Consider the following 26,381-nt stretch of genomic DNA (forward strand, 5'->3'; position numbering starts at 1 on the left):
GTCGAGGACTTGGGTCGGTTTCGCCAGGCGTAGTAGCCGGACTTGGATACTTTCACCCACCGGCACATGGACTGGACGGGGCGGTTGCCTTCTTCGCGGTGGATGCGGCGGTATTTCGCGCTCACCCGGATTCCTGGGCGGAGAAGGCCGCCGCTTTTTTCAGGAACTCGTTTTCCATGCGGGCTTCCCGGAGCTCTGCCTTCAGACGTTTGATCTCGGCGTGCTCTTCCGCGGTCATGGCATCAGTGCTGAGGTCGGGGTGTTCCTTCCGCCATCGTGCGACCCAGTTCCCGACTGTCTGCGCCACAAGACCGTACGATCTGGCTACCTCGGCTATCGGCCTGGACTTCTGGACGATCTCGAGAACGACTTGTTCCTTAAATTCCGCACTATATTTCGGTGCCGACATGATCTAATTCTACCTCACGATCATTTCACCCACTGTCCGAAAAACACCAAGCACTCCATGCACCGGTGAGGGTGTCGACACAGATTCGACCATTGCTTTTCGCGAAGGCGATCAGCCCTTCAAGGGGTCCGTTCTGGCTGGTGATTCGACATGGCCGGTCAAGGACGCTGTACACGCCATGCAAATGTGTGGGTATCGTTCTCAGTCGTACGAGAATGTCCTGTGGGATATTGGCATCTGCGGCAATGGGCCAATCGAACCTGCCCACCTTGTCGCCGACAAGATGACCGGCGTCGCCCCACTACGGATCCTCCTGCTCGGTCCCCTCCGGCGGACTGATCCTCGGCCACGAGAGCACAGCCTCACGCTCGGCGAGATAAGCGTCCTCTCCAAGTTCCCTGGTGATGGCATCCGAGGGAATGCCGCGCAGATACGCCACTCGCCGACCAGCTTGCAGTGTGGACATGTATTCCCAGAGAGCATCTTTGGCCGACTCCGATGAATCGAATGATGCCTCGATGTGATCCAAGGACAGAGCAAGCTCGTCCATGATGGTGAGAACCTGTTTGATCTCGGACTCGTCAAAACGAATCATCTTCAGTTCACGGTGCATCATTTCCTCACGGTAGGGGTAGCGTTTCAGTCCCACGTCACCGACGACACAACTCTCACCGAGGCTTATTCACAGCCACAATGAACCAGACCATGGCTAGTGGTCGCATCTCTCGCTGAGCCTCTTGTGAGCAAGTCTCTCCGTACCCTGTCAAGGGATTCAGCAGCATGAACGGCGGGGCCGACAACCTGACCCGGTCCATCGCGAAGGAGGACCCGCGCCGCAGCTGGTGAAGCAGATCCGCGACAACAGCGACGCGTTCGAACCGGTGCTCGCCCGGCGGAGCCCCGCCGGGCGACCGTCACCCGAGCTCGTCGAGGGCCTTGTCCAGCCGGTCGAGCTTGCCGGTCATCTCGCCTGTGAAGCCGGTGCGGATATCGGCCTTGAGGACGAGCGAGACGCGCGGGCTCACTGCGGCGACGGCCTCGCAGGCGTCGTGGACGACCCGCATGCACTCGTCCCAGCTCCCCTCGATGTTCGTGAACATCGCATTGGTCTCGTTGGGCAGGCCGGACTCGCGAACCACCTTGACCGCGGCGGCCACCGCGTCGTGCACGTAGCCATGGGCGTCGTCGCTCGTGGTGGGGCTGACCGAGAAGGCGATGAGCATGGCACGAGCCTACGACCGCAGGGACATCCGCGCCAGGGGCACGGGGCGAGAGCCGCGGCCGAGTGATCTGACTCCAGAGACGCGCGCACCAGGGCGCGGGGCGGGAACGAGGCGAACCGCCCGGTCAGTACGGTGCCCGGTCCGCGCCAAGGGCCCGCCGGGCGGCGCCCCGCTCCCGGCCTGGCTCGACCCTGGACGAGCGGGCCCCGTCGTGAAACAGTGAGGATGACCGCGAGGAGGCCGTCGGGCCCCACAACCGCCTCCCGAGCGGCCCGGTCCGCATGCATCGGCCCAGCGCCGGTCCTCCCTTGGAGGCATCCCATGGCCACGTGGTTCTCGCATCCGTTCAACCGGACCGATCCGGCGCGCCGACGCACCGGCACGGCGGTCCTCGTCGGCATCATCGGAGGCTTCTTCTCCGCGATCGTCAAATTCGGCTGGGAGGTGCCCTTCCCGCCCCGCACGCCCGAGCGCAATGCCACGAATCCCCCGCAGACCATGCTCGAGCACTGGTTCGGCATGAGCTCCGCCCAGTCCCACACGACCGTGTCCTTCAACCTCAACGACACGCTGCCGATCTACTCGTTCATCGTCCACTTCGCCTTCGCGATCGTCCTCGCGATCTTCTACTGCGTCATGGCCGAGTACCTTCCGAGGATCAAGCTGTGGCAGGGCGCGGCCTTCGGCCTGCTCGTGTGGATCGGCGCGCACCTCGTCCTCATGCCGCTCACCGGGATCGTCCCCTCACCCTTCCCGTGGGTCGACGGCGGCCAGACCTGGTCGGAGCACTTCTCCGAGGCGCTCGGCCACGTCGTGTGGATGTGGTCGATCGAGATCGTCCGCCGCGACCTGCGCAACCGCATCACCCACGAGCCGGACGCCGAGGTGCCGCTGGCCGGCGCGACGCGCTGAACCGGCGCCCGACCGAGGGGCGAAGGGCCGCTGCGCCGGGGCTGCGCCGGGACCCCGCGGCTGATGCCGCTCCGGTCGTGAGCCCGAGGGGCCCGGCCCGCACCGCCGTCGAATCCGCCATCGACCGCCGAGACCGAGGTCGTGAGCGCGCGGGGGCCGGGCCCGCCCGGCCGCCGCTCCCCCGCCGCGGCGCTGTCGACCGGCAACCAGACCAACAATCGCGAGAGGAACGAGACCATCCCCCGCCCCCGGCGCTGTCGGCCGGCAAGCTGTCGGTCGGCGATCCAGGCCGGGCCCGCCCGGCCGTCGTTCCCCGAACGACCGCACCGGAGGGCTCTCGTCGGAGCGGCCCGGTCGGACCGGCCCCGGTCGGAAGGCGCGGCCGCAGGCGGCAGACCCGCTCCGCTCCCCTCATCCGCCGTGGCCTTCAGGTCCGCACAACCACCGGCCGCAGCGCCGTCTCGCGGTCGCAGGCTGCCACGAGGCCCGGGTCGTGGGTGATGACGAGCGCCCCTGCGCCCGCGACACCGGCCCAGACGTCATCCATGAGCGCCTCGGCCGTGTCGTGGTCGAGGTGCTCGGTGGGCTCGTCGAGGATGACGAGCCGGTCGCGGTCGCGGCCGACGAGCACGCGGGCCATCGCGACGCGGCGGGCCTCGCCGCCGGAGAGGGTGGCCCCCTCCTCCCCCACCTCGCGGTCGGGGCTCATGGCCGCCAGCCCGGCTGCGTCGAGCGCGGCGCGCACCTGCCCGTCCGTGGCGTCCCGGTCGCCGATGCGCACGTTCTCGGCGATCGTCGTGGCGAAGATGTGGGCGTCCTGGGCCAGGTAGCCGATGCCCGACGGGGCCGTGAGCGCGCCGCCGCGCGGGGGGATGAGACCCATGATCGTGGCCGCCAGGGTCGTCTTGCCGGTGCCGGACGGGCCGGTGAGCGCCACCCGCTCCCCGGGGGCCACGGTGAGGCCGATGCCGTCGACGATGACCGGGCCGCCCGGCCAGCCGATCGCCAGCTCGTCGAGCACGAGCTCGCGCACGCCGTTGTCGACGCCGATCTCGCGGTCGCCGCTGCCGACGGGCTCGGCGGACAGGAGGGCGAGGACGCGGCCGAGCGACGACCGGGCGCGGGTGAGGCTCTGGGCCCCCTTGATGAGGTCGTTGAAGCCCTCGTTGAGAGCGAGCGGCGTGAGGACGAGGACGGCGAGCTCGCGGGCGAGGAGCGTGCCGGCGGCGACCTCGTGCCCTCCGATGAGCAGCCCGCCGACCACCGCCGCCGCGCACATGAGCATCTGGCCCGCCGAGGCCAGGCCGCGGGTCCAGGCCGCGCGGGCCTCGGCCGCGGCCAGCTCGCCGTCGAGTTCGCGCAGCCCGGCCAGGGCGGTGCCGACGTCCCCGTAGGCGACGAGCTCGGGCGCGCAGCGGGCCAGCCGCCGCACCTCGTCGCCGAGGCGGCCGCGCAGGGGCGCCGCCGCCCGGTCGGCCCGCTCGGAGAGCCGCTGGCCGAGCCGGGGCAGGGCGAAGCCGGCGAGGACGCTCGTGACGAGCAGCAGCACGGCGTCCGCCGGTGAGAGCGCCCCCATGAGCGCGCTCGAGGCCGCTATGACGAGACCGGCGCCGGCGAAGGGCACGAGGACGCGCACGACGACGTCGAGGACGCCCTCCACGTCGGCGGTGACGCGCACGAGCAGGTCGCCGCGCCGGCTGCCGAGCAGCGTGGTGCGGGCCAGGCGGGCGAAGACGGTCTCGCGCAGGGCGCTCTCCATGCGCAGCGCCAGGTCGTGGCCGAGGAGGCGTTCGGCGTAGCGGAAGGCGCCCCGCCCGATGCCGAAGAAGCGGACGAGCACGGAGGCCGCGAGCAGGTGGAGCACGGGCGGGTGCTCTGCGGCGCGGGACAGCAGCCAGCCGGCCACGCCCATGAGGCCGACGGACGAGCCTGCCGCGCAGAAGGCCAGCAGGACGGAGCCGACGAACCGGAGGCGGCCGGCCGGGACGACCCCGAGCAGCGCGCGCACGAGCCGGCCCGGGGTGGTGACGCGCCGGGCCGGGGCGAGGACGGGCTGCGCCTCGGGCTCGGGGACCCGTCGGCGCAGGGCGTGCGGGTGCCCGGCGTCGGACAGGAGGAAGGCGTCCTCGGACCCGGCGGGCCCCTCGCCGCCGACTCCCACGACCCCCACGCGCCCGGACACCTCGTCGCAGGACCCGCCCGTTACCCTGTTGGTGGTGTCGGCGATGGGGTGCCGGCAGCCGGGGCCCGGCTCCCCGTCGCCGGGGCCGGTGTCCGACTCCGGGACGGGCCGCGGCGGGACGACCTCGACGACCCGGTCGGCCATCTCCAGCAGCGCCGGGCGGTGCGAGATGATGACGGCCGAGGCGCCGCTGGCGCGGACGGCCTCGAGGGCGCGGGCCTCGGTGGGCTGGTCGAGACCGGCCGTCGGCTCGTCGAGCACGAGGAGGCGCGCCCCGCCCAGCTCGATGCGCAGCAGGGCGCGGGCCAGGGCGACCCGGCGGCGCTCGCCGGAGCTGAGGCCCTCGCCCTCGTCGGCCACGACGCGGTCGAGGGCCAGCGCCTCCCCTCCGGCGCGGTCGAGGGCGTCGCGCAGCCGGGCGTCGTCGGCCTCCGGGAAGCCGATGCGGACGTTGTCGGCGATCGTCCCGCCCGGCATGGCCGGGTCCTGGGAGACGTAGGCGATGCGGGCCCGCCACTGGTCGGGGTCGACGCTCGCCAGGTCGACACCGCCGACGAGGACGCGGCCGCCGGTGGCGGCCCGGAAGCCCATGAGGACGCTGAGGGCGGTGGACTTGCCGCCGCCGGAGGGGCCGGCCAGGGCCAGCACCCGGCCCGGCTCGATCCGGCAGCTGAGCGGGGCGAGGGCGGGGCGGTCGGCGCCCGGGTAGGTGACCGACAGCTCGTCGAGGACCACCGGCACCCGCCCGGGGTCGGGGGCCGGGGCGGTGCCGCCGATCCGTCCGGCCTCGGCCCGCTCGATGACCTCGAACGCCTTGGCCGCGGCGGCGGTGCCGTCGGCGGAGTCGTGGAAGTGGACGCCGACCTGACGGATCGGCAGGTAGACCTCGGGGGTCAGGATGAGGACGAACAGGGAGGTGCGCAGGTCGAACCGGGCGTCGACGACGCGCATGCCCATCGAGACGGCCACGAGCGCGACCGACAGGGTGCTGATCAGCTCGAGCACGAAGGACGACAGGAAGGCCAGGCGCAGGGTCCGCATCGTCTCGGTGCGGTGGGCGCGCTCGGTGATGCGCAGGCCCTCGAGCTGGGCGCGGGCGCGGCCGAAGACCTGCAGGGTCGGCAGGCCCGCGACGAGATCGGCGAAGTGGTTCGACAGGCGGGCCTGCTGGGCGAAGCGCCGGTCGACCTGCCGCTGGGTGGCGATGCCGATGAGCGCCATGAAGACGGGGATGAGCGGGATCGTGGCGGCGATCATGAGCGCCGAGCGCAGATCCTGGGTGAGGATGGCGACGCCGGTGACCAGCGGCACGCTGACGGCCATCATGAGCTGCGGCAGGTACTTCGAGTAGTAGCCATCGAGGGCGTCCAGGCCCTGGGTGACGAGCGTGATGAGCGTGCCCGAGGGGGTCGAGGCGTCGTCGGGCAGCGCGAGACGGGCCCGCATGACGTCGGTGCGCAGCTGGGACTTCACCGCCGAGCAGGCGCGGTGGGCGAACAGCTGGGACAGCCAGTTCAGGCCGGCGCGGGCGGCGAGGACGGCCAGCAGCCCGGCGGCGACGGGCCCGATGCCGTCCATGGCTCCCGTGTCGACGACGCGGGCGACGCCGTCGGAGAGGAGGCGCGCCTGGGCCAGGACGAGGAGGGCCGTCGCCACGCCGACGAGGGCGACGGCGACGAGGAAGAACCGCGTCGCCTTGGCGCGCCTGACGAGGCGCGGATCGAGCGGACCCGGCATGGGCGGACCTCCCTGGTCATCGTGCGCCGTCGTCGGGCGGACGCCGGCACGGCATTTTTCACAGTACAACTTGTGAAAATTATGCCGCGGTCGTCACCCCGGCCCCGCGCCGTCGCCGGTTCCGGGGGCCGGCAGGCTCTCGCGAGGGTGGGACGTCACCCCGCCCCCGCGCCGCCGTCGGTCCTCACGCCCAGATCGTGGTCGCGACCTCGTTCGGCTCGGTCTCGTGCTCGGGCAGCTCCCGGCCGCTGATCCGCCTGTGGAAGACCCAGTAGCTCCAGATCTGGTAGGCCAGCACGACCGGCACGACGCAGGCCGCGAAGATCGTCATGAGCCTCAGCGTGTGCGGTGAGCTGGACGCGGTGACCATGGTGAGGGGGTCCCCCATGTCCGCCGGGACGAAGCCGAGCGTCCCGTAGATCCTCGTGAAGATCATGACGAACAGGGCGACGATCGTCGCCCCGGTGAGGAGGAAGGCCCAGCCGTTGCGCTCGACGCGCTGGGCCAGGACCGCCACGGCCAGGGCGAGGACCGAGCCGAGGCCGGCGACCCACACGACGACGCCGGCCGCGGTGCCGAGGTAGGGGTTCCGTCCGGCGCCGTGGACGGTGCAGGCGATGACGACGAAGGCCGCCAGGACGGCCACGGTGACAGGGCCGAGGGTCCGCAGGAGCGCCATGGCCCGCTCGCGCACCTCGCCGTAGGTCTTGAGGGCGAGGAAGACGGCGCCGTGGGTGCAGAACAGCAGGACGAAGAGCGCGCCGCCGAGCAGACCGAACGGGTTGAACAGGCTCCAGAAGCCCCCGGTGAACAGGTTCGGGGAGCCGAAGGCCGTCGGGTCGGGGGCGACCGGCAGGCCGCGGACGAAGTTCGCGAAGCCGATCCCGAGCACCAGCGAGACGACGAGGGAGCCGATGCTCGCGCAGGCGTCGAAGGCGTCGCGCCAACGGTCGTCGGGCATCTTGGCGCGGTACTCGAAGGAGACGCCGCGCGCGATGAGCCCGACGAGGACGAGGAACAGCGGCAGGTAGAGGGCGCTGAACAGCGTCGAGTACCAGCCCGGGAAGGCCGCGAACATGCCGCCGCCGGCGGTCAGCAGCCACACCTCGTTGCCGTCCCAGGTGGGGCCGATGGTGTTGATCATGACGCGGCGGCGCCCGGGATCCCGGCCCAGGACCGGGTAGAGCATGGCGACGCCGAAGTCGAAGCCCTCGAGGAAGAAGAAGCCCGTCCACAGGAGAGCGATCAGGCAGAACCAGACGACCTGCAGGGGGCTCGCGCCGAGCTCGATCTGCAGGGGGACCGCGCCGGTCAGCATGGTGGTCAGCATGTCAGTCACCTCAGTACGCGAAGGACATCGGACGGTCGGCTCCGTCCGCGACGGGGTCGACCAGCTCGGGCAGGCCCTCGCGGATCGTCCGGATGAACAGCATGAGCACGACGACCGCCACCGCCGCGTAGACGAGCGTGTAGAGGATCATCGTGAACAGCAGGTCGCCGGCGCCGTTGCCCGGCGAGACGCCCGCCGCTGTGGGCAGGACGCCGTAGACGAGCCACGGCTGACGGCCCATCTCGGTGAGGATCCAGCCGAAGGAGTTGGCGAACAGCGGCAGGAACGGCAGGCACACCATGACGGCGGTGAAGAATCGCCCGCCCCGGGGGACGCGCCCTGTGCGGGTGAGCCACAGCATGACGACGCCGACGAGGATGGCCAGGCAGCCGAGCCCGATCATGAGGCGGAAACTGCAGAAGTTCACCATGATGTTCGGCACGGGGTCGACGGGCATGCCCTTGAGCTCGGAGGCGAAGGCGTCCTGCAGCTGGTTGACCTCGCCGTCATCGGTCCGGTAGCCCTCGTCCAGGTACTGCTGGCGCAGGTCCTGGATGCCCTGGACGGTGGCGTTCGGGTCGTGTTGGGCGAGGACCGACAGGACATAGGGCACCTCGATGCTCAGCGCCTTGTGGTAGGTGGTCTGCTCGCCGTCGCCCTCGGTCGTGATGATGGCGACGACGGAGAACGGCGCCCCGTCCTCGGTCTCGGTGAGGCCCTCCGAGGCGGCCAGCTTCATGGGCTGGTAGCGGGTCTCGAGCTGGGCCTGCAGATCGCCGGAGACGAGGGTGACGAGGCCGGCGAACAGCAGCACCCAGGCGCCCAGCCGTGCGGACCTGCGCCAGGTGGCGGTGTCGGGCTCGACGCCGGCCTCGGCCTGGGCCGCACGGCGCTTGGCCGCCAGCCACCAGCCGCTCACCCCGAGCAGGAGGGCGCCGGCCACCATGAGGGAGGCGCCGAGCTGGTGGGGCAGGGTCGCGAGGAAGAACGGGTTGGTGAGCACGTCGGTGAAGCTCGCCAGTTCGGCGCGTCCGGTGGCCTCGTTGTAGACCGCGCCGACAGGGTTCTGCATCCAGCAGTTGGCGGAGAGGATGAAGGCGGCCGAGGCGGTGGTGCCGATGGCGACCAGGTAGATGCAGGCAAGGTGCAGTCCCCTGGGCAGGCGGTTCCAGCCGAAGATCCACAGGCCGATGAAGGTCGACTCCATGAAGAAGGCGACGAGCGCCTCGAGCGCGAGGGGGGCGCCGAAGATGTCGCCGACGAACCGGGAGAACTCCGACCAGTTCATGCCGAACTGGAACTCCTGCACGATGCCGGTGACGACGCCGGCGGCGAAGTTGATGAGCATGAGTTTGGCGAAGAACTTCACCAGGCGCAGCCACTGGTCGTCCTTCGTGCGCAGCCATGCCGTCTGCATTCCCGCCATGAGCCAGGTGATGCCGATGGTGAGGGGGACGAAGAAGAAGTGGTAGACGGTGGTGATGCCGAACTGCCACCGCGAGAGAACCTCAGCATCCATGGACGCAGGCTAGGGCCCCGCGACACCCTGACGCAAAGCTCCGGAACAGGGCCGTTCGCGTCCGGCTGACGGATTCGCCCCGGATGATCTCGACAGCCGTTTAATCATGGTCCCAGCCATGCAAAAGAATGGGTGACACGCCTTGTGACGAGGATTCCACCGGGGCGGTTCACCGGCCGCGAACGACGGCGGCCCGCACCCCGGGAACCGGCCGCTCCGGGGCGGCAGGTACGGGACCGGGGCACCGCGGGCGACTGCCCGCACTCGTCCACACCTCCGCCCGGATGGTGCGTGCGCGGCGGCCGGACGACCGCCCGCACCCCGTGCCCGCGACCGACCGCGGGGCCGGGACGCCATGAGCCCGGGGCGGCTCAGGGCCGCGGGAGCAGCGGGGCGTCGTCGGGACCGACCAGGCCGACGGGCCAGGGGTAGTCCTCCGCCGGCCCGAGCTCCCGCTCCCACGGCGCCGGGCCGTCGAGCCCGTCGGTGATGCCCATGTAGACGCGGAACAGCTCGGCCGTGGCCCTGGCGTCCCCCAGGGCCGAGTGCGCGTGGTGCAGGCCGACGCCGGTGGCCCGGCAGCAGTCGGCGAGCTTGAACGTGGCCGGGCGGGGGCGCAGCAGGGCGCGCCCCAGGCGCATCGTGCAGGCCCGGGGCATCATCGGCCCCGGGAGCGGGACGCCGGCGCGACGCAGCTCGGCATCGAGGAAGGGCACGTCGAAGGAGGCGTTGTGGGCGACGACGAGACGCCCGCGCAGCTGCTCGACGAGGCGCCCGGCGATCTGCTCCATGGTCGGCGCGCCGGCGACGTCCTGCTCGGTGATGCGGTGCACGGCGGTGGCGCCGACGCTGCGCCCCGGCTGGACGAGCGTGCCCCACTCCCCCTGGCCCCGGCCGCGTCCGTCGAGCAGCACGACGCCGATCTCGACGATCCGGTCCCCCCGGCGTGGTGAGAAACCGGTGGTCTCGAGGTCGAGCACTGCGTATCCGGGCATGGAACGATTCTTCCACCGAACCGGAAGCCCCCGTCGCCCCTCGTCATCGCGATTTCGACGCACCGGGGGCGATGGCATCGGCCGCCGTCGGGGCCCTTCGCGGCGCGCAGCCGGAGGATGCGAGGAACGGACGGCTCCCCCTGAACCGGCCCGTTCTCATAAAATGAGCACGCCACAGGAGAGGATCGATCGTCATGAGTACACCCCAGCAACCAGGATCCGGCGGACCCGGGCAGAACGGGCCCTGGATGGACCAGCCGCCCCAGCCCGCCAACGGATGGCAGCCCGGCGGCGCCCCGCCCCAGGGCCCCGGCGGCCAGAATCCCCAGGGCTGGCAGCAGCCTCAGCCAGGCGGTCAGCCGCCCCAGCACGACGGCCAGCAGCCCCAGTCGCCCTACGGGCAGTCCGCGGCCTTCGCCGCGCAGGGTCCGCAGGGCCCCGCGCAGCCCGGCCCGGGCCAGCCGAACGCCTTCCCCGGCCAGCCCGCCGGCCCCCAGGGTCAGCCCGGCCCCGGCCAGCCGAACGCCTTCCCCGGCCAGCCCGCCGGCCCCCAGGGTCAGCCCGGCCCCGGCCAGCCGAACGCCTTCCCCGGCCAGGGCACCGCCTTCGCCGCCCCCGGCGCCGCATTCCCGGGAGGCCTGCAGACGGGCTCGGCGACGAAGCCGAAGTCCAGGAAACTCGCCATCATCATCGGCAGCATCGTTCTCGCGCTCATCATCGGCACGGTGATCGCCATCGTCCTCGCCGCCGGGGGATCCGACCAGACGAAGGCCAAGAAGACAGTCACCGATTATCTCACCGCCGTCTCCGAGGGCAACGCCAGCAAGGCCAAGGACTACCTGTCGAACAGCCTCGATGACACCTCGCTGCTCACCGACGACGTGCTGAAGGACTCGCTCTCGCGCGCCCCGATCTCCAACATCGTCGTGAGCGACGCGGCCCAGGGGCCCACCAACTACGAGTTCGACGTGCCCGCCACCTACACGATCGGCGACAAGGACGTCTCGACCACCTTCGAAGTCGACTTCTTCTCCAAGAAACCGGTCATCGCCACCAGCTCGTACCTCTCGTTGTCCTCGTTCGACGGCGTCACCGTCACGGTCAACGGCACCGCCCCCAGCAGCACCTCGCCGTACGTCTTCCCCGGCGACTACAAGGTCTCCACCGACCACCAGTACCTGACGATCAACGGCAGCGACATGCAGGCCTACGACCCCGCAGACGGCTACGTGAGCGGTTCGGACCTCGAGCTGGCCGTCTCCGACGCCGGCGTCCAGATGTTCCGCCAGAAGGTCATCTCCGAGGCCCAGGCCTGCCTGGCTTCGACGAAGATCGACCCCGGGTGCGGCGCGAAGCTGGCGGATCTGGACGACGGCTCGCAGATCAAGGAGGACTCGGTGCACCGCACCCAGGACGCCGAGAACGCCGCCAAGCTGCAGTCGGTGACCCCCGAGCCCGGCATCACGACGCCGACCGTCATCAAGGCCGATTACTACGATCTCGGCAAGATGGACATCACCGCCTCCTGCGGCAAGGACGGCAACTGGAGCAACTGCGAGCTGTACGGCTTCGGCTCCGGCTCGGGCATGTACTTCGGCTCCCCGTCCATCGACCTCAACGATCCCGACCTCAAGGTCGTCTGGGGGTGATCGGGCCCTCGTGCACCGTTCCGCGCACGGGGCAGTGCTGACGCCTGCCCTTCCCCTGCTCCCACCTCACTTTTCTGCTGACACCCGGGACATGTCCGAGGTGAGAACGCAAAGGTGAGGCGGGAACGCGCAAGTGGAACGCAAAAGCGGGGCGGGGACGAGGAGGACGCCGCGCGAAGGGCGCAGCGACCATGCTTCGCCTCCCCCGGCCCGCACCCCATGCCCCGGGCTGTGCCCTGACCGACCACGTCGAGTGCGATGGACAGAGCCCCGCACCCCATGCCCTAGGCTGTGCTCCATGACGAACCCCACGAAACCCGACGTCGTCCTGCCCTCCACCGTTCCCACCAGCCTCGTCGTCGAGGACCTCGTCGAGGGCGACGGCGACGAGGCCGCCAACGGCGCGCTCGTCGACGTCCACTACGTGGGGGTCGCATTGAGCACCGGCGCCGAGTTCGACTCGAGTTACGACCGCGGCGACCCGCTGACCTTCCGGCTCGGCGCCGGCCAGGTCATCTCCGGCTGGGACCGCGGTGTGCGCGGCATGCGAGAGGGCGGACGCCGTCAGCTCACCATCCCTCCGCACATGGGTTACGGCGCCCGCGGCATCGACGGCGTGATCAAGCCGGACGAGACCCTCGTGTTCGTCTGCGATCTCGTGGGCGTCCACTGAAACCCGTTCACAGCGCCGATGAACCGAGTCATGCCATGACCAGGGGCTGCTCCTCGCTGGACCTCCTGCGAACAGGCCCCACCGGGTTGAGGAGGCTGACGAGCAGCGGGCGGGGGAGGGGCCCGGACGAGCGGTACGCCCCGCCGAACGGTCTGCGGAGAGCGCCCGGCGAGCCGGACGACCGACGCACGGCTGCGGAGCCCGGCAGCGGAACGACGGCCGATGCACGAGGACGCCGACGCGAGAACATCGCGTAAGAAAGGCTCGTCCTGATGGCAGCGGGATGACGTCCGTCGCTCGAGGACCCCGACCGTCCGGGGAGACGATCCGAAGAAGAAGCGGTGGGCTCGGCGCATCCGATCTCGCCGAGCCCACCCCGCCGCCCGATCACGGGGAGCCGGGCATGCCCCTGGGCCCGTCCCCACGAGCGGCGCTCCGCGCGGTGCGCGGAGCCGGGTTCCCCGATCCACAGGAGGGAACCTCATCTTGTGGGAGCCGGGCGTCGATCCGAGACTCCGCGCCCGACCCACTGGCAGTGATGATGACTCGTCAATGCTGGGGCTTCCTTCGAGACTCCGTTGAGTCCTCTGTGAGAACGGGGCCCGTCGGCCCCGGACTCTCAGCGATGACGCAGCTGGGTGACCGTGGCCGTGCCGCCGTCGCCCCGCGATGAGTCCACGCGGGGATGAAAGGAGCGTCGAGGGCCGCGAACCGGTTCCCGGAGTGCTCCGCGGCATCGGGAGGGGGCGTCATGACGGTGGTGACCAGCCGGTGGGCGGGCTCGTCCGGACCGCTCAGGGCATTGACCCAGCCCTCCCCCGCGTCGACGTCGAGGGAGCGGCCCAGCGGAGCGGCCATCACGGCCCCGAGCGTGATGATGTCGTGCAGGACGAGGGCCTCGGCCAGCGAGCGCACCAACGGCTCGCACGCTCCGATCCCCTTCTCGACCAGCCGGTGCTGCATGATCCGGCAGAGCCCGCCCAGCTGGTGGACGAACTCGTAGTCGTAACGCGTCGACCACGGCTCGGGAAGGGTCCGTCGGATGTGGCTCTTCCCGAGTTCGCCGAGACGGGCCCCTCAGGGCAGTTCGGCGAGGCCCTCCAGGTCCTCGGTGAGGGAGCGATCGCAGGGATCGGCGCCGAGGGCGAAGCAGCGCGCAGCGTCCTCGCCGAGGGCCGCCACGAGCAGCGATGAGCAGCCCTCCCCAGGGCGAAGGGGATGTCGTCCCATTCCGGGAGGCCGAGTCGTCCTCCTGCGCCCCGCATGACGGCGTCGAGGGTCTCCGGATCCTCCCAGGCGCGACGGATGGCCTCCTCGCCTCCTCGTCATCGCTGTCGAGGGGGCCGAGCAGCTCGGGATCGTCCAGCCATGCGGGCCCGGAGCGGGCATTCGGCCGCTCCCACCCCAGCCCCAGGGCCCGCCACACCGCGGGCTGCCTGTCCTCCCGCACCCGGGTGCGCCCCCTGCTCGTGGTTGCGCCGACTCTGCTCGGAGACCTCGGCGCGCCGGGCCATCTCCCGGGTCGACGGACCGGGTTCCCCGCGCCGGGCTCGCATCGCCACGGCGATGTCCGGGTCGTCGGGTTCGTGATGCACGGATTTCATGCTCCTACGGCTCATGCCCATGCTCCTGCGCGATCCTTCGGATGGTTCGCGTCTCGCCCGAGGGGGTCCGACATGCCCGCGGGGCCCACGCCGGCCAAGAGCGCGCCAGCAGACGATGCGGGAGTCCCCGGGGGAGTCACAGGGAACTCCCCCGGCCGCTCGGGCGGCCCCGGTGGCCCGGGCCGTCGGGACCGCCGCGGCCGGCTCAGCGTTGCAGCATCCCAACGGCCTGCTCGCCCGTCCAGCTGTACTCGGTCATCTCGATGACGCGCGAGGGCGCCAGCTCCTCGCCCCAGCCGATGCCGGCGCAGGAGACGGCGACGGCGATGCAGGCGTCCTGGAGCCCGGGCACCAGCCACTCGGGCTCGGCCTGCTCGTTGACCAGCTCGTCGAACTCGTGGTGGTCGCCGGCGATGGCGGCGCGGACGGTGAGCATGGCGTAGGCCCGGGCGGCGACCTCGGACTGCTCCTGCGACTCCGTCACCAGACGCTGGCCCAGCACCGTGGCCACGAGGTGGGGCAGCTGCTCGGGGGTCAGGCCGGCGCCCTGCTCGGCGAGCCAGTCCGGCACGAGGACGGGCTCGCCGGAGTCGACGGCGGCGCGCATGCGCCTGCCCAGGTCGGTGAGCATGCTGCAGGCCAGCGTCAGGGCGCCCACGAACTGGCAGACGAAGGTGACGCCGTAGGTGAGCCAGTTGCTCTCGTCCGAATCGCCGACGCCCTCGCCGGCCTCGACGGCCCGCGCGTCGGCCAGCAGCACGTCCCTGTTGAGCCGCCAGGCCTCCTCCCAGGGGATCGTCACGGAGTAGGGCTGGTAATGGATCTCGCCGTTCTCGTCCGGCGCGGGCGCGGGCACGGGTTCGGCGTCCGGGTCGCCCCACCACCGCCCCGTGACCGGGTAGGCGATCTTCTTGTCGTGGCTCATGCTCATGGTCGGGCCCTTCACGTGCGGGAACTCGCGGGGTGCGGATCACCGGCCGCCGGGACGTCCGCAGCGCCGAGACTACCGGGCGGGTCCCGGTCGGGCCTCGGAGGGGCGCCGGCTTGCCCCCGCCGGCGGGCCGGGGGAGGCTGGACCCAGGGCACTCGGACGGCGCCGAGGAGGGCGGTCATGGACGAACGGATCATCACCATCGCGGATCATGCGCGCAGCAGCGAGGAGGCGGCGGTCAAGACCGTCCTCCACAGCACCGACACGAGCAGCACCTCGGTGTGGGTCGTCCGGCCCGGTCAGCAGGTGCGGCTGCACAGGCACCACCACGCCGGCGACGTGTGGGTCTGTCTGGCCGGCACCGGTCTCTACCATCCCGGGCCCGGCGTCGACGTGCCGCTGCGCGCCGGCCAGGTGGCCGTGGCCCCGAAGGAGGCCTGCCACGGGCTGACCAACACCGGCGACGAGGACGTCGTCTTCGTCAGCGTCTGCCCCGAGACGAGCAACTACGAGCCGATCGACTGATCGCCGCCGCCGGCCAGCGGCAGGGCGACGGCGAGGACCAGCTCGTCGTCCTCGAGGGAGGCCTCGACGGTGCCGTCCATCCGCGCCACCAGCTCGGCGACGATCGACAGGCCCAGCCCGGCGTGCGGGCCGCGCCTGGCCGGATCAGTGCGGTAGGAGCGCTCGAAGAGCCGCGCCAGCTCACGCGCGTGCACCTCGGGGGCCCGGTTGGCCACGACCAGCACCGCCAGCCCGCGATCGGCGGACAGTTCGACGCGCAGCCCGCCGTCGCCGTGCACGAGCCCGTTGGAGACGAGGTTCGTCACAACGCGGGTCAGCGCCGTCCGGTCGGCCATCACCATCACCGAGCGCGGCGGAAGGCTCACCCGCGGCGCGACGCCGCGCACGGAGAGGTGCGCCCGGTGGCCCAGCAGGGTCTGCGAGACGAGCGCCGTGGCATCGACCCGTTCGATGGTCAACTCGTGGTCGTCCGAGTCCAGCACGCTCAGCTCGAAGAACTCGTCGACCAGCCTCGACAGGTCGTCCACCCTGGCCAGAACCGTGTTCATGCGCTCCGGGGAGGCCTGCGGCCCGTCGCGCTCGAGGAGCTGCAGATAGCCCTTGACGGCGATCATCGGCGTCCTGAGGTCGTGGGAGATGTTGGCCATCTCCTGGCGCAGGCGCTGCTCGCGGCGCCGGGCGTCGGCCAGAGCCGACTGCTGGGCCTGCCTGGTGAGGTCGATCTGCGCGGCGAGGGCCTCCAAGGCGTCCCCGCTGGCGTCGACGACGAGGGGCTCGCGCGAGTCCGACTCCCTGCGCGCCTCCACCTGGTCGCCGAGGCGGCGGATCCGTGCCCGCTGCCGCCGGAGCCGCCATCCGAGCACGACCGTGACGGCCGCCAGCGCGGCCGTCACGGTCCATCCGAGCATGCCCCGATCCTGTCAGCTCAGCTCGCGCCGGCGCAGCAGCGCCGCGCAGCCCGCCAGGCAGGCGGGAACCGCCACCGCGACGAGGAGCCACGCATGCGCGAGGATCTCCGGTTCGGCCCAGGCGCGGGAGATGGAGAAGACGAAGTGCATGGGGTTGAGCTGCTGCACCGTGCCGATCCAGTGGTGATCCGCGTGCGACAGCGCGCTGAGGATGACGTCCGCGACCATGAGGGCGATGACCACGGCCAGGGAGGCGATGCGGCTCCCCGTGAGCACCGTGACGAGCGCCGCGACGAGCATGACCGTCAGGTAGAGGCAGAACTCGGTGCCGACGAAGCCGAGCCAGGTGCGGACCTGGGCCGCGGTGACCGACTGGTCGTAGTGGGCCAGGGTGAGGAGAAGGCTCACGACGTTGTGCACGAGCCACAGGACGGCCGTGAGGACGGTGACGATGAGCACCTTCGAGAGGAAGAGCCTCTCCTGGGACTGGCCGCCGGCGACCGCCAGCTTCGTGATGCCGTCGCGGTCATCGGCGGAGACGACCATCACCATGGTGAGCACCATGCCGAGGATCGCGAAGAGCCCGAAGCAGGAGGCCGTGTAGAGGAGCTCCCAGAAGGCGGGGTGCGCGGGATCGGTGAAGCCGAAGCCGTAGAAGCCGTCGATGAGGGCCACGCCGTCCTTGTGACCGATGACGCCGCCGAACGCGAAGGTGCTCCCGCCGTGCATCATGAGTGCGAAGAGCGCCAGCAGGAGGACGAAGCAGGCGGCCGCGATCCGGGCGAAGCGCGAACGGACGAAGCGGTAGGAGTCGGCGCGGACGATGTTGACGAACATCTCAGGCCCCCTTCACGAGCTCGGTGTAGTAGTTCTCGAGGCTCATGGAGCGCGCCTCGAGCGCGTCGACCGCGACGCCGGCGTCGACCAGCGCCGCGTTGAGGGCGGCCGCGTCCTCGAGGCGCTCGGCCAGGACGATCCCGCCGTCGCCGATCGTGTAGCGGCGCACGCCGAAGGACTCCTCGAGGACGGTGGCGGCCCGGGCCGGATCGTCGACGCCGATGCGCAGGCTCCGCTCGCAGCGGGCGTGCAGCTCGTCGGCGCTGATCTGCTGGACGAGCCGTCCGTGGTGGATGAACCCGTAGTGGCTGGCGAACAGGTCGAGTTCGGCCAGCAGGTGGGAGGAGACGAGGACGGTCGTGCCCTGCTCGCGGGCCCGCCGGACGAGTTCGTGGCGGATCGCGATCATCCACGTGGGGTCGAGGCCGTTGACCGGCTCATCGAGGACGAGCAGTTCCGGGTCGCCCAGGAAGGCGCTGGCCAGGGCGAGGCGCTGGCGCATGCCGAGCGAGAAGGAGCGCACCTTCTTCCCGCCCTCGTCGGCGAGCCCGACGATCTCGAGGGCCTCGTCGGTCCAGTGGCGCCCGGCGAGGCCCCGCTGGACGCGCAGCGCCTCGACGTGCTGCCTGGCGGTGAGGTCGAGGCAGAGCGCCGGGACGTCGATGAGGGCGCCCGCGCGGCGGCGCTGCCTGTTCAGGCCCGTGGTCCGCCCGAACAGCGAGAGCTCGCCGGCGCTGGGGCGCGCCAGGCCGGTGAGCAGCCGGATGAGCGTCGTCTTGCCGGCGCCGTTCTGACCCACGAGGCCGTAGATCTGCCCGGTCCCCACCTCGATCGACACGTCGTCGAGCGCCTTGAGGCGCCCGTAGGCCTTGCCCAGCCCCTGCGTTCGGATGACGGTCTCCATCACTGCTCCTGATCCGGGGTTCGCCCCGCGCGTCCGCCCCTGCGGCGATGCCATGATCCTGTCGGGTCGACCTCAAGAGAATGTGAAGCCGGCCCTCAAGACTTCGTCAAGGATCGGGGGCGCGGCCCCGGCGCTCCCGGGGGAGCCGGGCATGCCGCTGAGGACGGGGGTGGGTGAAGGACGGCACCGGCGTTCCCGACAGGACGGACGACAGCGGCCCGTCCCCACGCGGCCGGGCCCGGGGCGGGCCGCTCAGGCCGGTCGCAGCGTGTAGCCGATCCCCCAGACCGTCCGTATCGGGTCGGCGCCGCAGGCCTCGCGGATCTTGCGCCGCAAGTTCGACACGTGCGTGTTGACGGTCCGCTCGTCGTAGCCGACCGACTCGCCCCAGACCTCGGCGTACAGCTGCGGTTTGGAGAAGACCAGGCGCGGGGCCCTCATGAGCACGGTGAGCAGGCCGAACTCGGTGCTCGTCAGGGCCAGTTCGCGCCCGCCCGCGGCGGCGCGGTGCTCCGTCTCGTCGAGCACGAGGCCGGCGGTCTCGTGGACGGTCCTGGCGGCGCAGGCCCCGCCCGCCCTGCGCAGCGCGGCCTCGGCCCGGGCGACCACCTCGTCGACGTCGAAGGGCTTCGTGACGTAGTCGTCGGCCCCCATGCGCAGCAGGTCGACCTTGCTGCGGGTGGTCTCGCGGGCGGAGACGACGATGACCGGCACCTGGGAGGAGGCGCGGATCGACGCCAGCACCTCGTCGCCGCTCTTGAAGGGCAGCATGAGGTCGAGCAGCACCAGGTCGGGTCGGGCGGTGCGGGCCAGCCGGATGCCGTCGGGGCCGGTGAGGGCGGACACGACGCGATAGCCCTGCTCGGCGAAGATCTCGCCGAGCAGGCGACCGGCCTGTCTGTCGTCCTCGACGATCAGCACCACGGGGTTCGCGCTCACAGGGTCATTGTCCCAGCCCTTCCCGGACGGCGGGCGGCGCGGGGCGGACTGGTCGCGGGTGCCGACCGGGCCCCGGGGCGGGGCTCAGCGCACCGGCCGGAAGCCGCGCAGCCGCAGGCTGTTCGTCACGACGAAGACCGAGCTGAAGGCCATGGCGGCCCCGGCGATCATCGGGTTGAGCAGGCCGAACGCGGCGATCGGGATCGCGCAGACGTTGTAGAAGAAGGCCCAGAAGAGGTTGCCCCGGATGATGCGCAGCGTGGCGCGCGACAGGGCGATGGCATCGACGGCGAGCATGAGGTCGTGGCGCATGAGCGTGAGGTCGCCGGCGGCGATGGCCGCGTCGGTGCCGGTGCCCATGGCGATGCCGAGATCGGCGGCGGCCAGGGCGGCGGCGTCGTTCACCCCGTCGCCGATCATCGCGACCCGGTGGCCCTCCGCGCGCAGCCCGTCGACGACCGCCAGCTTCTCCTCGGGCAGCACCTGGGCGTGCACCTCGTCGATGCCCACCAAGGCGGCCACGTGGCGCGCGGCGCGCTCGTTGTCGCCGGTGAGCATGACCGTGCGCAGGCCCAGCGCGTGGAGGCGCCCGACGGCCCGGGCGGAGTTGTCGGCGAGCTCGTCCGAGACGGTGAGGACGCCGCGCACGGCGCCGTCCCACGCCACGAGGACGACCGTCGCGCCCCGGTCCGAGGCGGCCACGGCCGCGGCGGTGAGGACGTCGGGGACCTCGAGACCCTCGTCGGACATGAGGGCGGCGCTGCCGACGAGGGCGTCCGCCCCGTCGAGGACGGCCCGCACACCGCGCCCGGGGACGACCCGGAAGTCGCCCGCCGCGGGCGCGGGGCCCCGTCCAGCGGCCCGGGCGACGACGGCCCGGGCGATCGGGTGCTCCGAGCCCGCCTCGAGGGCGGCCGCGGCGACGAGCACGCGGTCCTCGTCCTCGCCGGGCGCCGCGGTGATCCGCTGGACGCTCATCTCGCCCCTGGTGAGGGTACCGGTCTTGTCCATGACGACCGTGTCGATCGCCCTGGCCCGCTCCAGCGCCTCGGGGCCCCGGATGACGACGCCGAGCTGGGCGCCGCGCCCCGTGCCGGCGAGCAGGGCCGTCGGGGTGGCCAGGCCGAGGGCGCAGGGGCAGCTGATGATGAGCACCGAGACGCCGGCGGTGATGGCGAAGCCGACGCCCGCGCCGGCGACGAGCCAGGCGCAGAAGGCGAGGAGGGCCAGCACGATGACGACGGGCACGAAGACCGAGGCGATCCGGTCGGCCAGGCGCTGGGCGTTGGACTTGCCCGTCTGCGCCTGCTCGACGAGGTGGGCGATCTGCGACAGCTGCGTGTCGGCGCCCACGGCCGTGGCCCGCACGACGAGGCGGCCGTTCGTGTTGAGCGTGGCGCCGACGACGCGGTCGCCGGGGCCGACGTCGACCGGCACCGACTCGCCGGTGATGACGTGGGCATCGATGGCCGAGGCGCCCTCGACGACCTCGCCGTCGGAGGCGATCTTCTCGCCGGGACGGACGACGAAGCACTGACCCACCCGCAGGGCCTCGATGGGCCGGGTGGTCTCGGTGCCGTCGTCGTCCAGGACGTGGACGGCCCTGGCGCCCATCGTGAGCAGCTCGCGCAGGGCCGAGCCGGCCTCGGAGCGCGAGCGGGCCTCGATCCAGCGGCCCAGCAGGATGAAGGTGATGGTGCCGCAGGCGGCCTCGAAGTAGACGGCGTCGAGCGAGTCGGCGCGCACCAGGTGCAGGCTGAACGGATGCTTCATGCCGAGCGTCCCGGCGTTGCCGAAGATCAGGCAGAAGGCGCTCCACAGGTAGGCGGCCAGGGTGCCGACGCTGATGAGCGTGTCCATCGTGAAGGCGCCGTGCCGGAGGTTGACCCATGCGGAGCGGTGGAATCCCCGGCCGCTCCAGAAGAGCACCGGGGTGGTGAGCGCGAAGGCGACCCACTGCCAGCCGGGGAACTGCCACGGGGTGACCATCGAGACGGCCATGACCGGCACGGCGATGGCCGCCGAGACGACCAGCCGACGCCTGATCGCCTCGGTGCGCGCCCTGGCCGCGGCCTCGGCGTCCTCGCTCGGGTCGGGCGGGCCGGCGTCGTAGCCGGCGGCGCGCACGACGTCGATGAGCGCCTCACTCGTCGTGCCGCGCGGCGCCAGGACGTGGGCCCTGGCGGTCGCGTAGTTCACCGCGGCCCGCACGCCGTCGATCCTGTTGAGCTTCTTCTGGATGCGCGCGGCACAGGACGCGCAGGTCATGCCCTGGACGTCGAGGTCGATGCTCGTGAGGGCCTCGCCCCGCTCGGCGGCGGGCGTGCCGACGGTGTCGGTCATGTCAGTGCCTTCCGTGCCCGCGACCGCGGGCGCTCCTCGGTCGGATCAGGCCTCGGCGACCCGGTAGTCGCCGGCCTCGTCGACCGCCTCGGCGATTCGGGCGAAGTCGATCGGGGCGTCGCTGGTGACGACCATGGAGCCGTCGGCGAGGCTGACCTCGACGTCGATGACGCCGTCGAGGGCCGAGACCTCCTCGGTGATGTGGTGGACGCAGTGCTCGCAGGTCATGCCGGTGACGGTGTAGGCGGCGGTGGTGGCCATGTCTTCCTCCTGGTTTCTCATGGGTGCCGACGGTGGGTGGACGATGGGTTGCCCGTCGGACCACGGGTCCGGGGGCGTCGGGCTCAGGAGCGGACGAGCCGGGCGATGGCGTCGGAGGCCTCGGCCAGCCTGATCTCTGCCTCGTCGCCTCCGGCCCGGGCGGCGCGTACGACGCAGGTGCTCAGGTGCTCGTCGAGCAGGGTCAGGGCCACGGACTGCAGCGCCCTCGTCGTGGCGGAGACCTGGGTGAGGATGTCGATGCAGTACTGCTCGTCGTCGACCATCCGCTGGAGGCCGCGCACCTGACCCTCGATGCGACGGAGTCGCTTGAGGTAGCCGTCCTTGTCGGCGAGGTAGCCGTGGTGGTGCCCGCACTCGGGGTCACGGCCCCGTCCGGGGTCGCCGTCGGACACGGCGCCGCCGGACGGGGCCGGCGCCGTTCCTGTGACGGAGAACCCCTTTTCTGTGTGTCCGTCCTGCGCGTTCATGGGGCTGAGACTAATACCCCACAGGGGTACTTTCAAGATACCCCCACCCGGTATCCGCAACGGTCTCGTGGAGCGGTACCGGTTGTCTTCAACAATTCAATCACCAGGGTCGGATGTTCCCTAGTGGACGCGCATGAAACACCCCTAGGGGGCGACCCTCTCGAAGGGGGTCGCCAGGGGTCCCTCGTTATCCACAGCAGGGGTGCCCGCCCGTGGACAACCCCGGTCTCCCCCGGCGCCCATAGCGCAGCGACGAGGAGAGCGCAAGTCGCCCGCCGACCCGCCGCAGCGCACAGAAAATCTCACAGTCGACGCACATCACCCCTTGTCAAATAGATTTACCCGCACACGATCCTGTGAGCGCACAGCACTGTGCACAAGCCGTCCACGGGACACGCCGGGAACGTCCACACCCATCCCGGAGTTGTCCACACGGCCTGTGGACAACTCCGTCGGAATCGGTCGGCCCGCGGTGGACTGGCACCCCGCGCAGCGCTAGCGTGAGGGGCCGTGCGGGTCGATCGACTCACCCGCGGAGGGCCTTCGGACGCCGCCAAGACGGGCCGGCGGGCGCTGCGCGGATCCGTGTCGGTGGTCATCCCTAGCGTGGTCCGCATCGCCGCTCGGAGGACGGAAGGGGAGGATCATGACCATCACGTCGATCATGAACGAGGCGCCGGGCCCCGAGGCCCTCGACCGCACCCCCCCGCAGGACATCGAGGCCGAGAAGTCCGTGCTCGGCGCCATGCTGCTGTCGAAGGACGCCATCGCCGACGTCACCGAGGGCCTGCGCGCCGACGACTTCTACCGTCCCAACCACGAGGCGATCTTCAACGCCATCATCGAGCTCTACGGCCACGGCGAGCCCGCCGACGCGGTGACTGTCGCGGCCCAGCTCGAGAGGACGGGCGAGCTCGAGCGGGTGGGCGGGCGCGTCTACCTCATCGACCTCATGCAGTCCGTCTCGATCGCCGCCAACGCCGGCCATTACGCCCAGATCGTCCACGACAAGGCCACGCTGCGACGCCTCGTCGAGGCGAGCATGAAGATCTCCCAGCTCGGCTACCAGGGCGCCGGCGAGGTGCCCGACATCGTCGACGCGGCCCAGCAGGCCATCTACGAGGTCTCCGACATCAACACCTCCGACGACTACCAGTCGCTGAAGGATCTCCTCGAGCCGACGATCGACGAGATGGAGGCCATCCAGTCGCACGACGACGCGATGTCGGGCGTGCCCACCGGCTTCGCCGAGCTCGACGAGCTCACCAACGGCCTGCACGCCGGCCAGATGATCATCGTCGCGGCCCGCCCGGCCGTCGGCAAGTCGACGCTCGCGCTCGACCTGGCGCGCTCGGCGGCCGTGAAGAACGGCCTCACGACCGTCTACTTCAGCCTCGAGATGGGCAAGACCGAGCTCGTCATGCGCCTGCTGTCGGCCGAGGCGGGGGTGCCGCTCAACCACATCCGCAACGGCAGGATGAGCGAGGACGACTGGCAGCGGATCGTCCGCAAGACGGGCCACGTGCAGGAGGCGCCGCTGTTCATCGACGACTCGCCCAACCTCACGATGATGGAGATCCGCTCCAAGGCCCGCCGCCTGCGCCAGCGCAACGACCTGCGGCTCGTCATCATCGACTACCTCCAGCTCATGAGCTCGGGCCGCAAGGTCGAGAGCCGTCAGCTCGAGGTCTCCGAGTTCAGCCGCCAGATCAAGCTGCTCGCCAAGGAGCTGCAGATCCCCGTCATCGCGCTGTGCCAGCTCAACCGCGGCCCCGAGCAGCGCAACGACAAGAAGCCGATGCTGTCCGATCTGCGCGAGTCCGGTTCGCTGGAGCAGGACGCCGACGTCGTCATCCTGCTCCACCGCGAGGACGCCTACGACCGCGACAGCCCCCGCGCCGGCGAGGCCGACTTCATCGTCGCGAAGCACCGCAACGGCCCGACGGCCACCGTCACGACCGCGTTCCAGGGCCACTACTCGCGGTTCGTCGACATGCAGCGCTGACGCCGCCCGCGGGTCTCCGCCGGGATCCCCACGGGGAGCGTGCTGTCACGAACCGCCGCCCGCCCCGCTCGCGGGCTCGGCACCGGCCCGTGCGGGATGCGCGCCCGAGATCCGGGCGCATCCGACATGCGAGCCCGGGCCGGGGGGTACGTCGTCGGACCGGGGGCCGCCGACCCGACGGCCGGCGGGAGCGCATCCGGCCCCGCGAGGGGCGCCCGCGGGCCATCAAGGGGTTGAACCCGGGTGGAACACTGTCTCACTGAGCAACCGCCACACGAGGCGCCGCGCCCTGCGGGCGGGCGCCGGAATCCGGAGAACCGATGAACACGACCGTCCTCGTCTTCCACCCGCACTTCGACCGCTCGCGGGTCAACCGGGCGCTGGCCGACGCCGCCGAGGGCGTTCCCGGCGTCCAGGTGCGCCGGATGTACGAGCTCTACCCCGACCTTCGGATCGACGTCGCCGCCGAGCAGGCCGTCCTGGCCGCCGCCGACCGCATCGTTCTGCAGTTCCCCATGTACTGGTACTCGTGCCCCCCGCTCCTCAAGCAGTGGGAGGACGACGTCCTCACCCACGGCTGGGCCTACGGCTCGACCGGCACCGCCCTGCGCGGCAAGGAGCTCCTGCTGGCCGTCTCGCCCGGCGCCCCCGCCGACAAGTACCGCCGCGACGGCGACTACAGGTACCGGGTCACCGATCTGCTGCGCCCCTTCCAGGCCACGAGCAATCTCATCGGCACCCGCTTCGTCACGCCGTTCGTCACGGCCGGCGCCATGTCGATCGGCGACGCCGAGCTCGCCGCCCGCGCCGAGGACTACGCCGCCTATCTGACCGCCACCGTCCTGCCGGCGCTCGGCGACCACGAGTAGTCGGGCGCCCCGCCCGTAGGATTGGGCCCATGACCGCCAAGGATCCCCTGTGGGAGCTGATCCGCTCCGAGGCGCGCCGCGACGCCGACGAGGAGCAGCTCCTCGCCAGCTTCCTGCACGCCTCGATCCTGGATCATGAGCGCCTCGAGGACTCGATCAGCTTCATCCTCGCCTCGAAACTCGGCAGCGAGACGCTGTCGTCCATGAGCCTGCGGCGCCTCATCGACGACGCCCTGGCCGGCGAGCCGGGCATCGGCGTCGCCATCCGCGAGGACCTGCGCGCGGTGCTGCGCCGCGACCCGGCGTGCCGCAGCTATTCGACGCCCCTCCTGTTCTTCAAAGGATTCCACGCCCTGCAGTCCTACCGCGTCGCCCACCACTACTGGGTGGCCGGGCGCACGGTGCTGGCCCTGTACCTCCAGAGCCGCATCTCCGAGGTCTTCGCCGTCGACATCCACCCCGGGGCGCGCATCGGCAAGGGCATCATGTTCGACCACGCGACGAGCGTCGTCATCGGCGAGACCGCGGTGGTCGAGGACGACTTCTCGATGCTCCACGAGGTGACGCTCGGCGGCACCGGCAAGATCGGCGGCGACCGCCACCCGAAGATCGGCCGCGGCGTCGTCATCGGGGCCGGGGCCAAGGTGCTCGGCAGCATCCGCGTCGGCGAGGGCGCCCAGGTGGGCGCCGGCTCGGTGGTGCTCCGCGACGTGCCGGCCCATGCGACGGTCGTCGGCGTGCCGGCCAAGGTCGTGAGCTTCCCGATCGAGGACTCCCCCTCCGACAACGACCCCGGGGGCTGACGGGGGTGGCGGGGAGGGCGCGGGCCGGCGCCCGGTCAGTCTCCGTCGCGGCGCCCCCGGTTGGAGCCGCGCATCGCGGCGGACAGGACGCTCACGACGGCCAGGAGGAGCAGGGCCGGGAGGCCCTCGCCGCGGAAGGCGCCGCGCTGCCTCCCGATCGTCTTCCTCGCCATCGTCCTCCCCTTGTCGCGTCAGGATCCTTCGGCCGGGCAGGACCCCGCCGGCGCGTCCTGCCGGGACGCCCCGCGCCCGCAAGGTTAACGCGGCGGCGCGCCGGGCGGCGCACCGACCAGTCCGCGGGCGCCGTCGGCGCCGGGCGGCGCGGCGGCCCGTCG

24 protein-coding genes and 2 pseudogenes are annotated in these 26,381 nt (G+C 71.5%); 7 read left to right on the top strand and 19 right to left on the bottom strand.

The window, feature by feature from the left end:
- Positions 1–121: 121 nt before the first annotated feature.
- The 3 genes from K336_RS0104020 to K336_RS0104030 all read right to left on the bottom strand — a co-directional run bounded on the left by K336_RS0104020 (position 122) and on the right by K336_RS0104030 (position 1,632).
- On the bottom strand, positions 122–409 hold the full coding sequence (locus tag K336_RS0104020; RefSeq protein WP_028706352.1) for a transposase: 288 nt from the start codon (positions 407–409) through the stop codon (positions 122–124).
- Between the two features lie 301 nt (positions 410–710).
- A complete protein-coding gene (locus K336_RS0104025; RefSeq protein ID WP_123826031.1) occupies positions 711–1,058 on the bottom strand; it encodes a hypothetical protein in 348 nt (115 codons plus the stop codon).
- 265 nt (positions 1,059–1,323) lie between these two features.
- Entirely contained in the window at positions 1,324–1,632 is a 309-nt protein-coding gene (locus K336_RS0104030) for a thiamine-binding protein (RefSeq protein ID WP_021796358.1), read from the bottom strand.
- 321 nt (positions 1,633–1,953) lie between these two features.
- Between K336_RS0104030 and K336_RS0104035 the strand changes: the two genes are divergently transcribed.
- Positions 1,954–2,544: a YagU family protein gene (locus K336_RS0104035; RefSeq protein WP_021796364.1), complete on the top strand. Its 591-nt coding sequence runs from the start codon at positions 1,954–1,956 to the stop codon at positions 2,542–2,544.
- A 427-nt stretch (positions 2,545–2,971) separates the two neighbouring features.
- Here K336_RS0104035 and cydC read toward each other — a convergent pair whose 3' ends face one another.
- From cydC to K336_RS14285, 5 genes and pseudogenes are all read right to left on the bottom strand, one after another.
- Positions 2,972–4,552: a thiol reductant ABC exporter subunit CydC gene (gene cydC / locus K336_RS19265; RefSeq protein ID WP_233418720.1), complete on the bottom strand. Its 1,581-nt coding sequence runs from the start codon at positions 4,550–4,552 to the stop codon at positions 2,972–2,974.
- A 294-nt stretch (positions 4,553–4,846) separates the two neighbouring features.
- Positions 4,847–6,463: pseudogene (gene cydD, locus K336_RS19270) on the bottom strand (thiol reductant ABC exporter subunit CydD); the annotation flags it as partial.
- A gap of 184 nt (positions 6,464–6,647) precedes the next feature.
- Positions 6,648–7,793, bottom strand: coding sequence for a cytochrome d ubiquinol oxidase subunit II (gene cydB / locus K336_RS0104045; protein WP_021797372.1), 1,146 nt, complete (start codon positions 7,791–7,793; stop codon positions 6,648–6,650).
- 10 nt (positions 7,794–7,803) lie between these two features.
- Positions 7,804–9,312, bottom strand: coding sequence for a cytochrome ubiquinol oxidase subunit I (locus K336_RS0104050; protein WP_021797374.1), 1,509 nt, complete (start codon positions 9,310–9,312; stop codon positions 7,804–7,806).
- Positions 9,313–9,683: 371 nt separating this feature from the next.
- Complete coding sequence (locus tag K336_RS14285; RefSeq protein WP_162142553.1) at positions 9,684–10,307, bottom strand: 3'-5' exonuclease; 624 nt, start codon at positions 10,305–10,307, stop codon at positions 9,684–9,686.
- Between the two features lie 194 nt (positions 10,308–10,501).
- On the opposite strand from K336_RS14285, the gene K336_RS0104060 reads away from it, so the two are divergent.
- Complete coding sequence (locus tag K336_RS0104060) at positions 10,502–11,956, top strand: hypothetical protein (protein WP_155944976.1); 1,455 nt, start codon at positions 10,502–10,504, stop codon at positions 11,954–11,956.
- 298 nt (positions 11,957–12,254) lie between these two features.
- Positions 12,255–12,629, top strand: a complete 375-nt coding sequence (locus K336_RS0104065; RefSeq protein ID WP_021798411.1) for an FKBP-type peptidyl-prolyl cis-trans isomerase — start codon at positions 12,255–12,257, stop codon at positions 12,627–12,629.
- Positions 12,630–13,178: 549 nt separating this feature from the next.
- Here the strand turns inward: K336_RS0104065 and K336_RS0104070 are convergent.
- The 3 genes from K336_RS0104070 to K336_RS0104080 form a co-directional block, all read right to left on the bottom strand.
- Positions 13,179–13,592: a hypothetical protein gene (locus K336_RS0104070; protein ID WP_028706356.1), complete on the bottom strand. Its 414-nt coding sequence runs from the start codon at positions 13,590–13,592 to the stop codon at positions 13,179–13,181.
- A gap of 114 nt (positions 13,593–13,706) precedes the next feature.
- Entirely contained in the window at positions 13,707–13,859 is a 153-nt protein-coding gene (locus K336_RS18415; protein ID WP_155944977.1) for a hypothetical protein, read from the bottom strand.
- Positions 13,860–14,438: 579 nt separating this feature from the next.
- Positions 14,439–15,164 carry a hypothetical protein gene (locus K336_RS0104080; RefSeq protein ID WP_155944978.1) on the bottom strand — a complete coding sequence of 242 codons (726 nt, stop codon included), beginning with the start codon at positions 15,162–15,164 and terminating at the stop codon, positions 14,439–14,441.
- A gap of 180 nt (positions 15,165–15,344) precedes the next feature.
- Here K336_RS0104080 and K336_RS0104085 point away from each other — a divergent pair, with 180 nt between their 5' ends.
- The gene (locus K336_RS0104085; RefSeq protein WP_028706358.1) at positions 15,345–15,689 is read left to right on the top strand and encodes a cupin domain-containing protein; all 345 of its coding nucleotides are present in this window, start codon (positions 15,345–15,347) and stop codon (positions 15,687–15,689) included.
- Here K336_RS0104085 and K336_RS0104090 read toward each other — a convergent pair.
- From K336_RS0104090 to K336_RS17485, 7 genes and pseudogenes are all read right to left on the bottom strand, one after another.
- Positions 15,671–16,597, bottom strand: coding sequence for a sensor histidine kinase (locus K336_RS0104090; RefSeq protein WP_021798413.1), 927 nt, complete (start codon positions 16,595–16,597; stop codon positions 15,671–15,673). The two genes, K336_RS0104085 and K336_RS0104090, sit on opposite strands and share 19 nt — an antisense overlap.
- 12 nt (positions 16,598–16,609) lie before the next feature.
- The gene (locus tag K336_RS0104095) at positions 16,610–17,434 is read right to left on the bottom strand and encodes an ABC-2 family transporter protein (RefSeq protein ID WP_021798405.1); all 825 of its coding nucleotides are present in this window, start codon (positions 17,432–17,434) and stop codon (positions 16,610–16,612) included.
- Position 17,435: 1 nt separating this feature from the next.
- On the bottom strand, positions 17,436–18,338 hold the full coding sequence (locus K336_RS0104100; RefSeq protein ID WP_162142554.1) for an ATP-binding cassette domain-containing protein: 903 nt from the start codon (positions 18,336–18,338) through the stop codon (positions 17,436–17,438).
- Between the two features lie 252 nt (positions 18,339–18,590).
- Positions 18,591–19,277 (bottom strand): response regulator transcription factor, encoded by a 687-nt coding sequence (locus K336_RS0104105; RefSeq protein WP_028706360.1) that lies wholly within the window; start codon positions 19,275–19,277, stop codon positions 18,591–18,593.
- Positions 19,278–19,361: 84 nt separating this feature from the next.
- Complete coding sequence (locus tag K336_RS14290; RefSeq protein ID WP_043150250.1) at positions 19,362–21,620, bottom strand: heavy metal translocating P-type ATPase; 2,259 nt, start codon at positions 21,618–21,620, stop codon at positions 19,362–19,364.
- A 48-nt stretch (positions 21,621–21,668) separates the two neighbouring features.
- A pseudogene (locus K336_RS0104115) lies at positions 21,669–21,881 on the bottom strand (heavy-metal-associated domain-containing protein); the annotation flags it as partial.
- Positions 21,882–21,964: 83 nt separating this feature from the next.
- A complete protein-coding gene (locus K336_RS17485; protein ID WP_226906078.1) occupies positions 21,965–22,294 on the bottom strand; it encodes a metal-sensitive transcriptional regulator in 330 nt (109 codons plus the stop codon).
- Between the two features lie 739 nt (positions 22,295–23,033).
- On the opposite strand from K336_RS17485, the gene dnaB reads away from it, so the two are divergent.
- The 3 genes from dnaB to cysE all read left to right on the top strand — a co-directional run bounded on the left by dnaB (position 23,034) and on the right by cysE (position 26,046).
- Complete coding sequence (gene dnaB / locus K336_RS0104125; RefSeq protein WP_028706361.1) at positions 23,034–24,374, top strand: replicative DNA helicase; 1,341 nt, start codon at positions 23,034–23,036, stop codon at positions 24,372–24,374.
- A gap of 320 nt (positions 24,375–24,694) precedes the next feature.
- Positions 24,695–25,243 (top strand): NAD(P)H-dependent oxidoreductase, encoded by a 549-nt coding sequence (locus tag K336_RS0104130; RefSeq protein ID WP_021798087.1) that lies wholly within the window; start codon positions 24,695–24,697, stop codon positions 25,241–25,243.
- A gap of 29 nt (positions 25,244–25,272) precedes the next feature.
- Positions 25,273–26,046, top strand: a complete 774-nt coding sequence (gene cysE, locus K336_RS0104135) for a serine O-acetyltransferase (RefSeq protein WP_021798099.1) — start codon at positions 25,273–25,275, stop codon at positions 26,044–26,046.
- Positions 26,047–26,081: 35 nt separating this feature from the next.
- On the opposite strand, the gene K336_RS18420 is transcribed toward cysE, so the two are convergent.
- The gene (locus K336_RS18420) at positions 26,082–26,219 is read right to left on the bottom strand and encodes a hypothetical protein (protein ID WP_021798094.1); all 138 of its coding nucleotides are present in this window, start codon (positions 26,217–26,219) and stop codon (positions 26,082–26,084) included.
- Positions 26,220–26,381 lie beyond the last annotated feature (162 nt).

The organism is Propionibacterium acidifaciens DSM 21887, from assembly GCF_000426605.1.
GTDB classification, from domain to species: domain Bacteria; phylum Actinomycetota; class Actinomycetes; order Propionibacteriales; family Propionibacteriaceae; genus Propionibacterium; species Propionibacterium acidifaciens.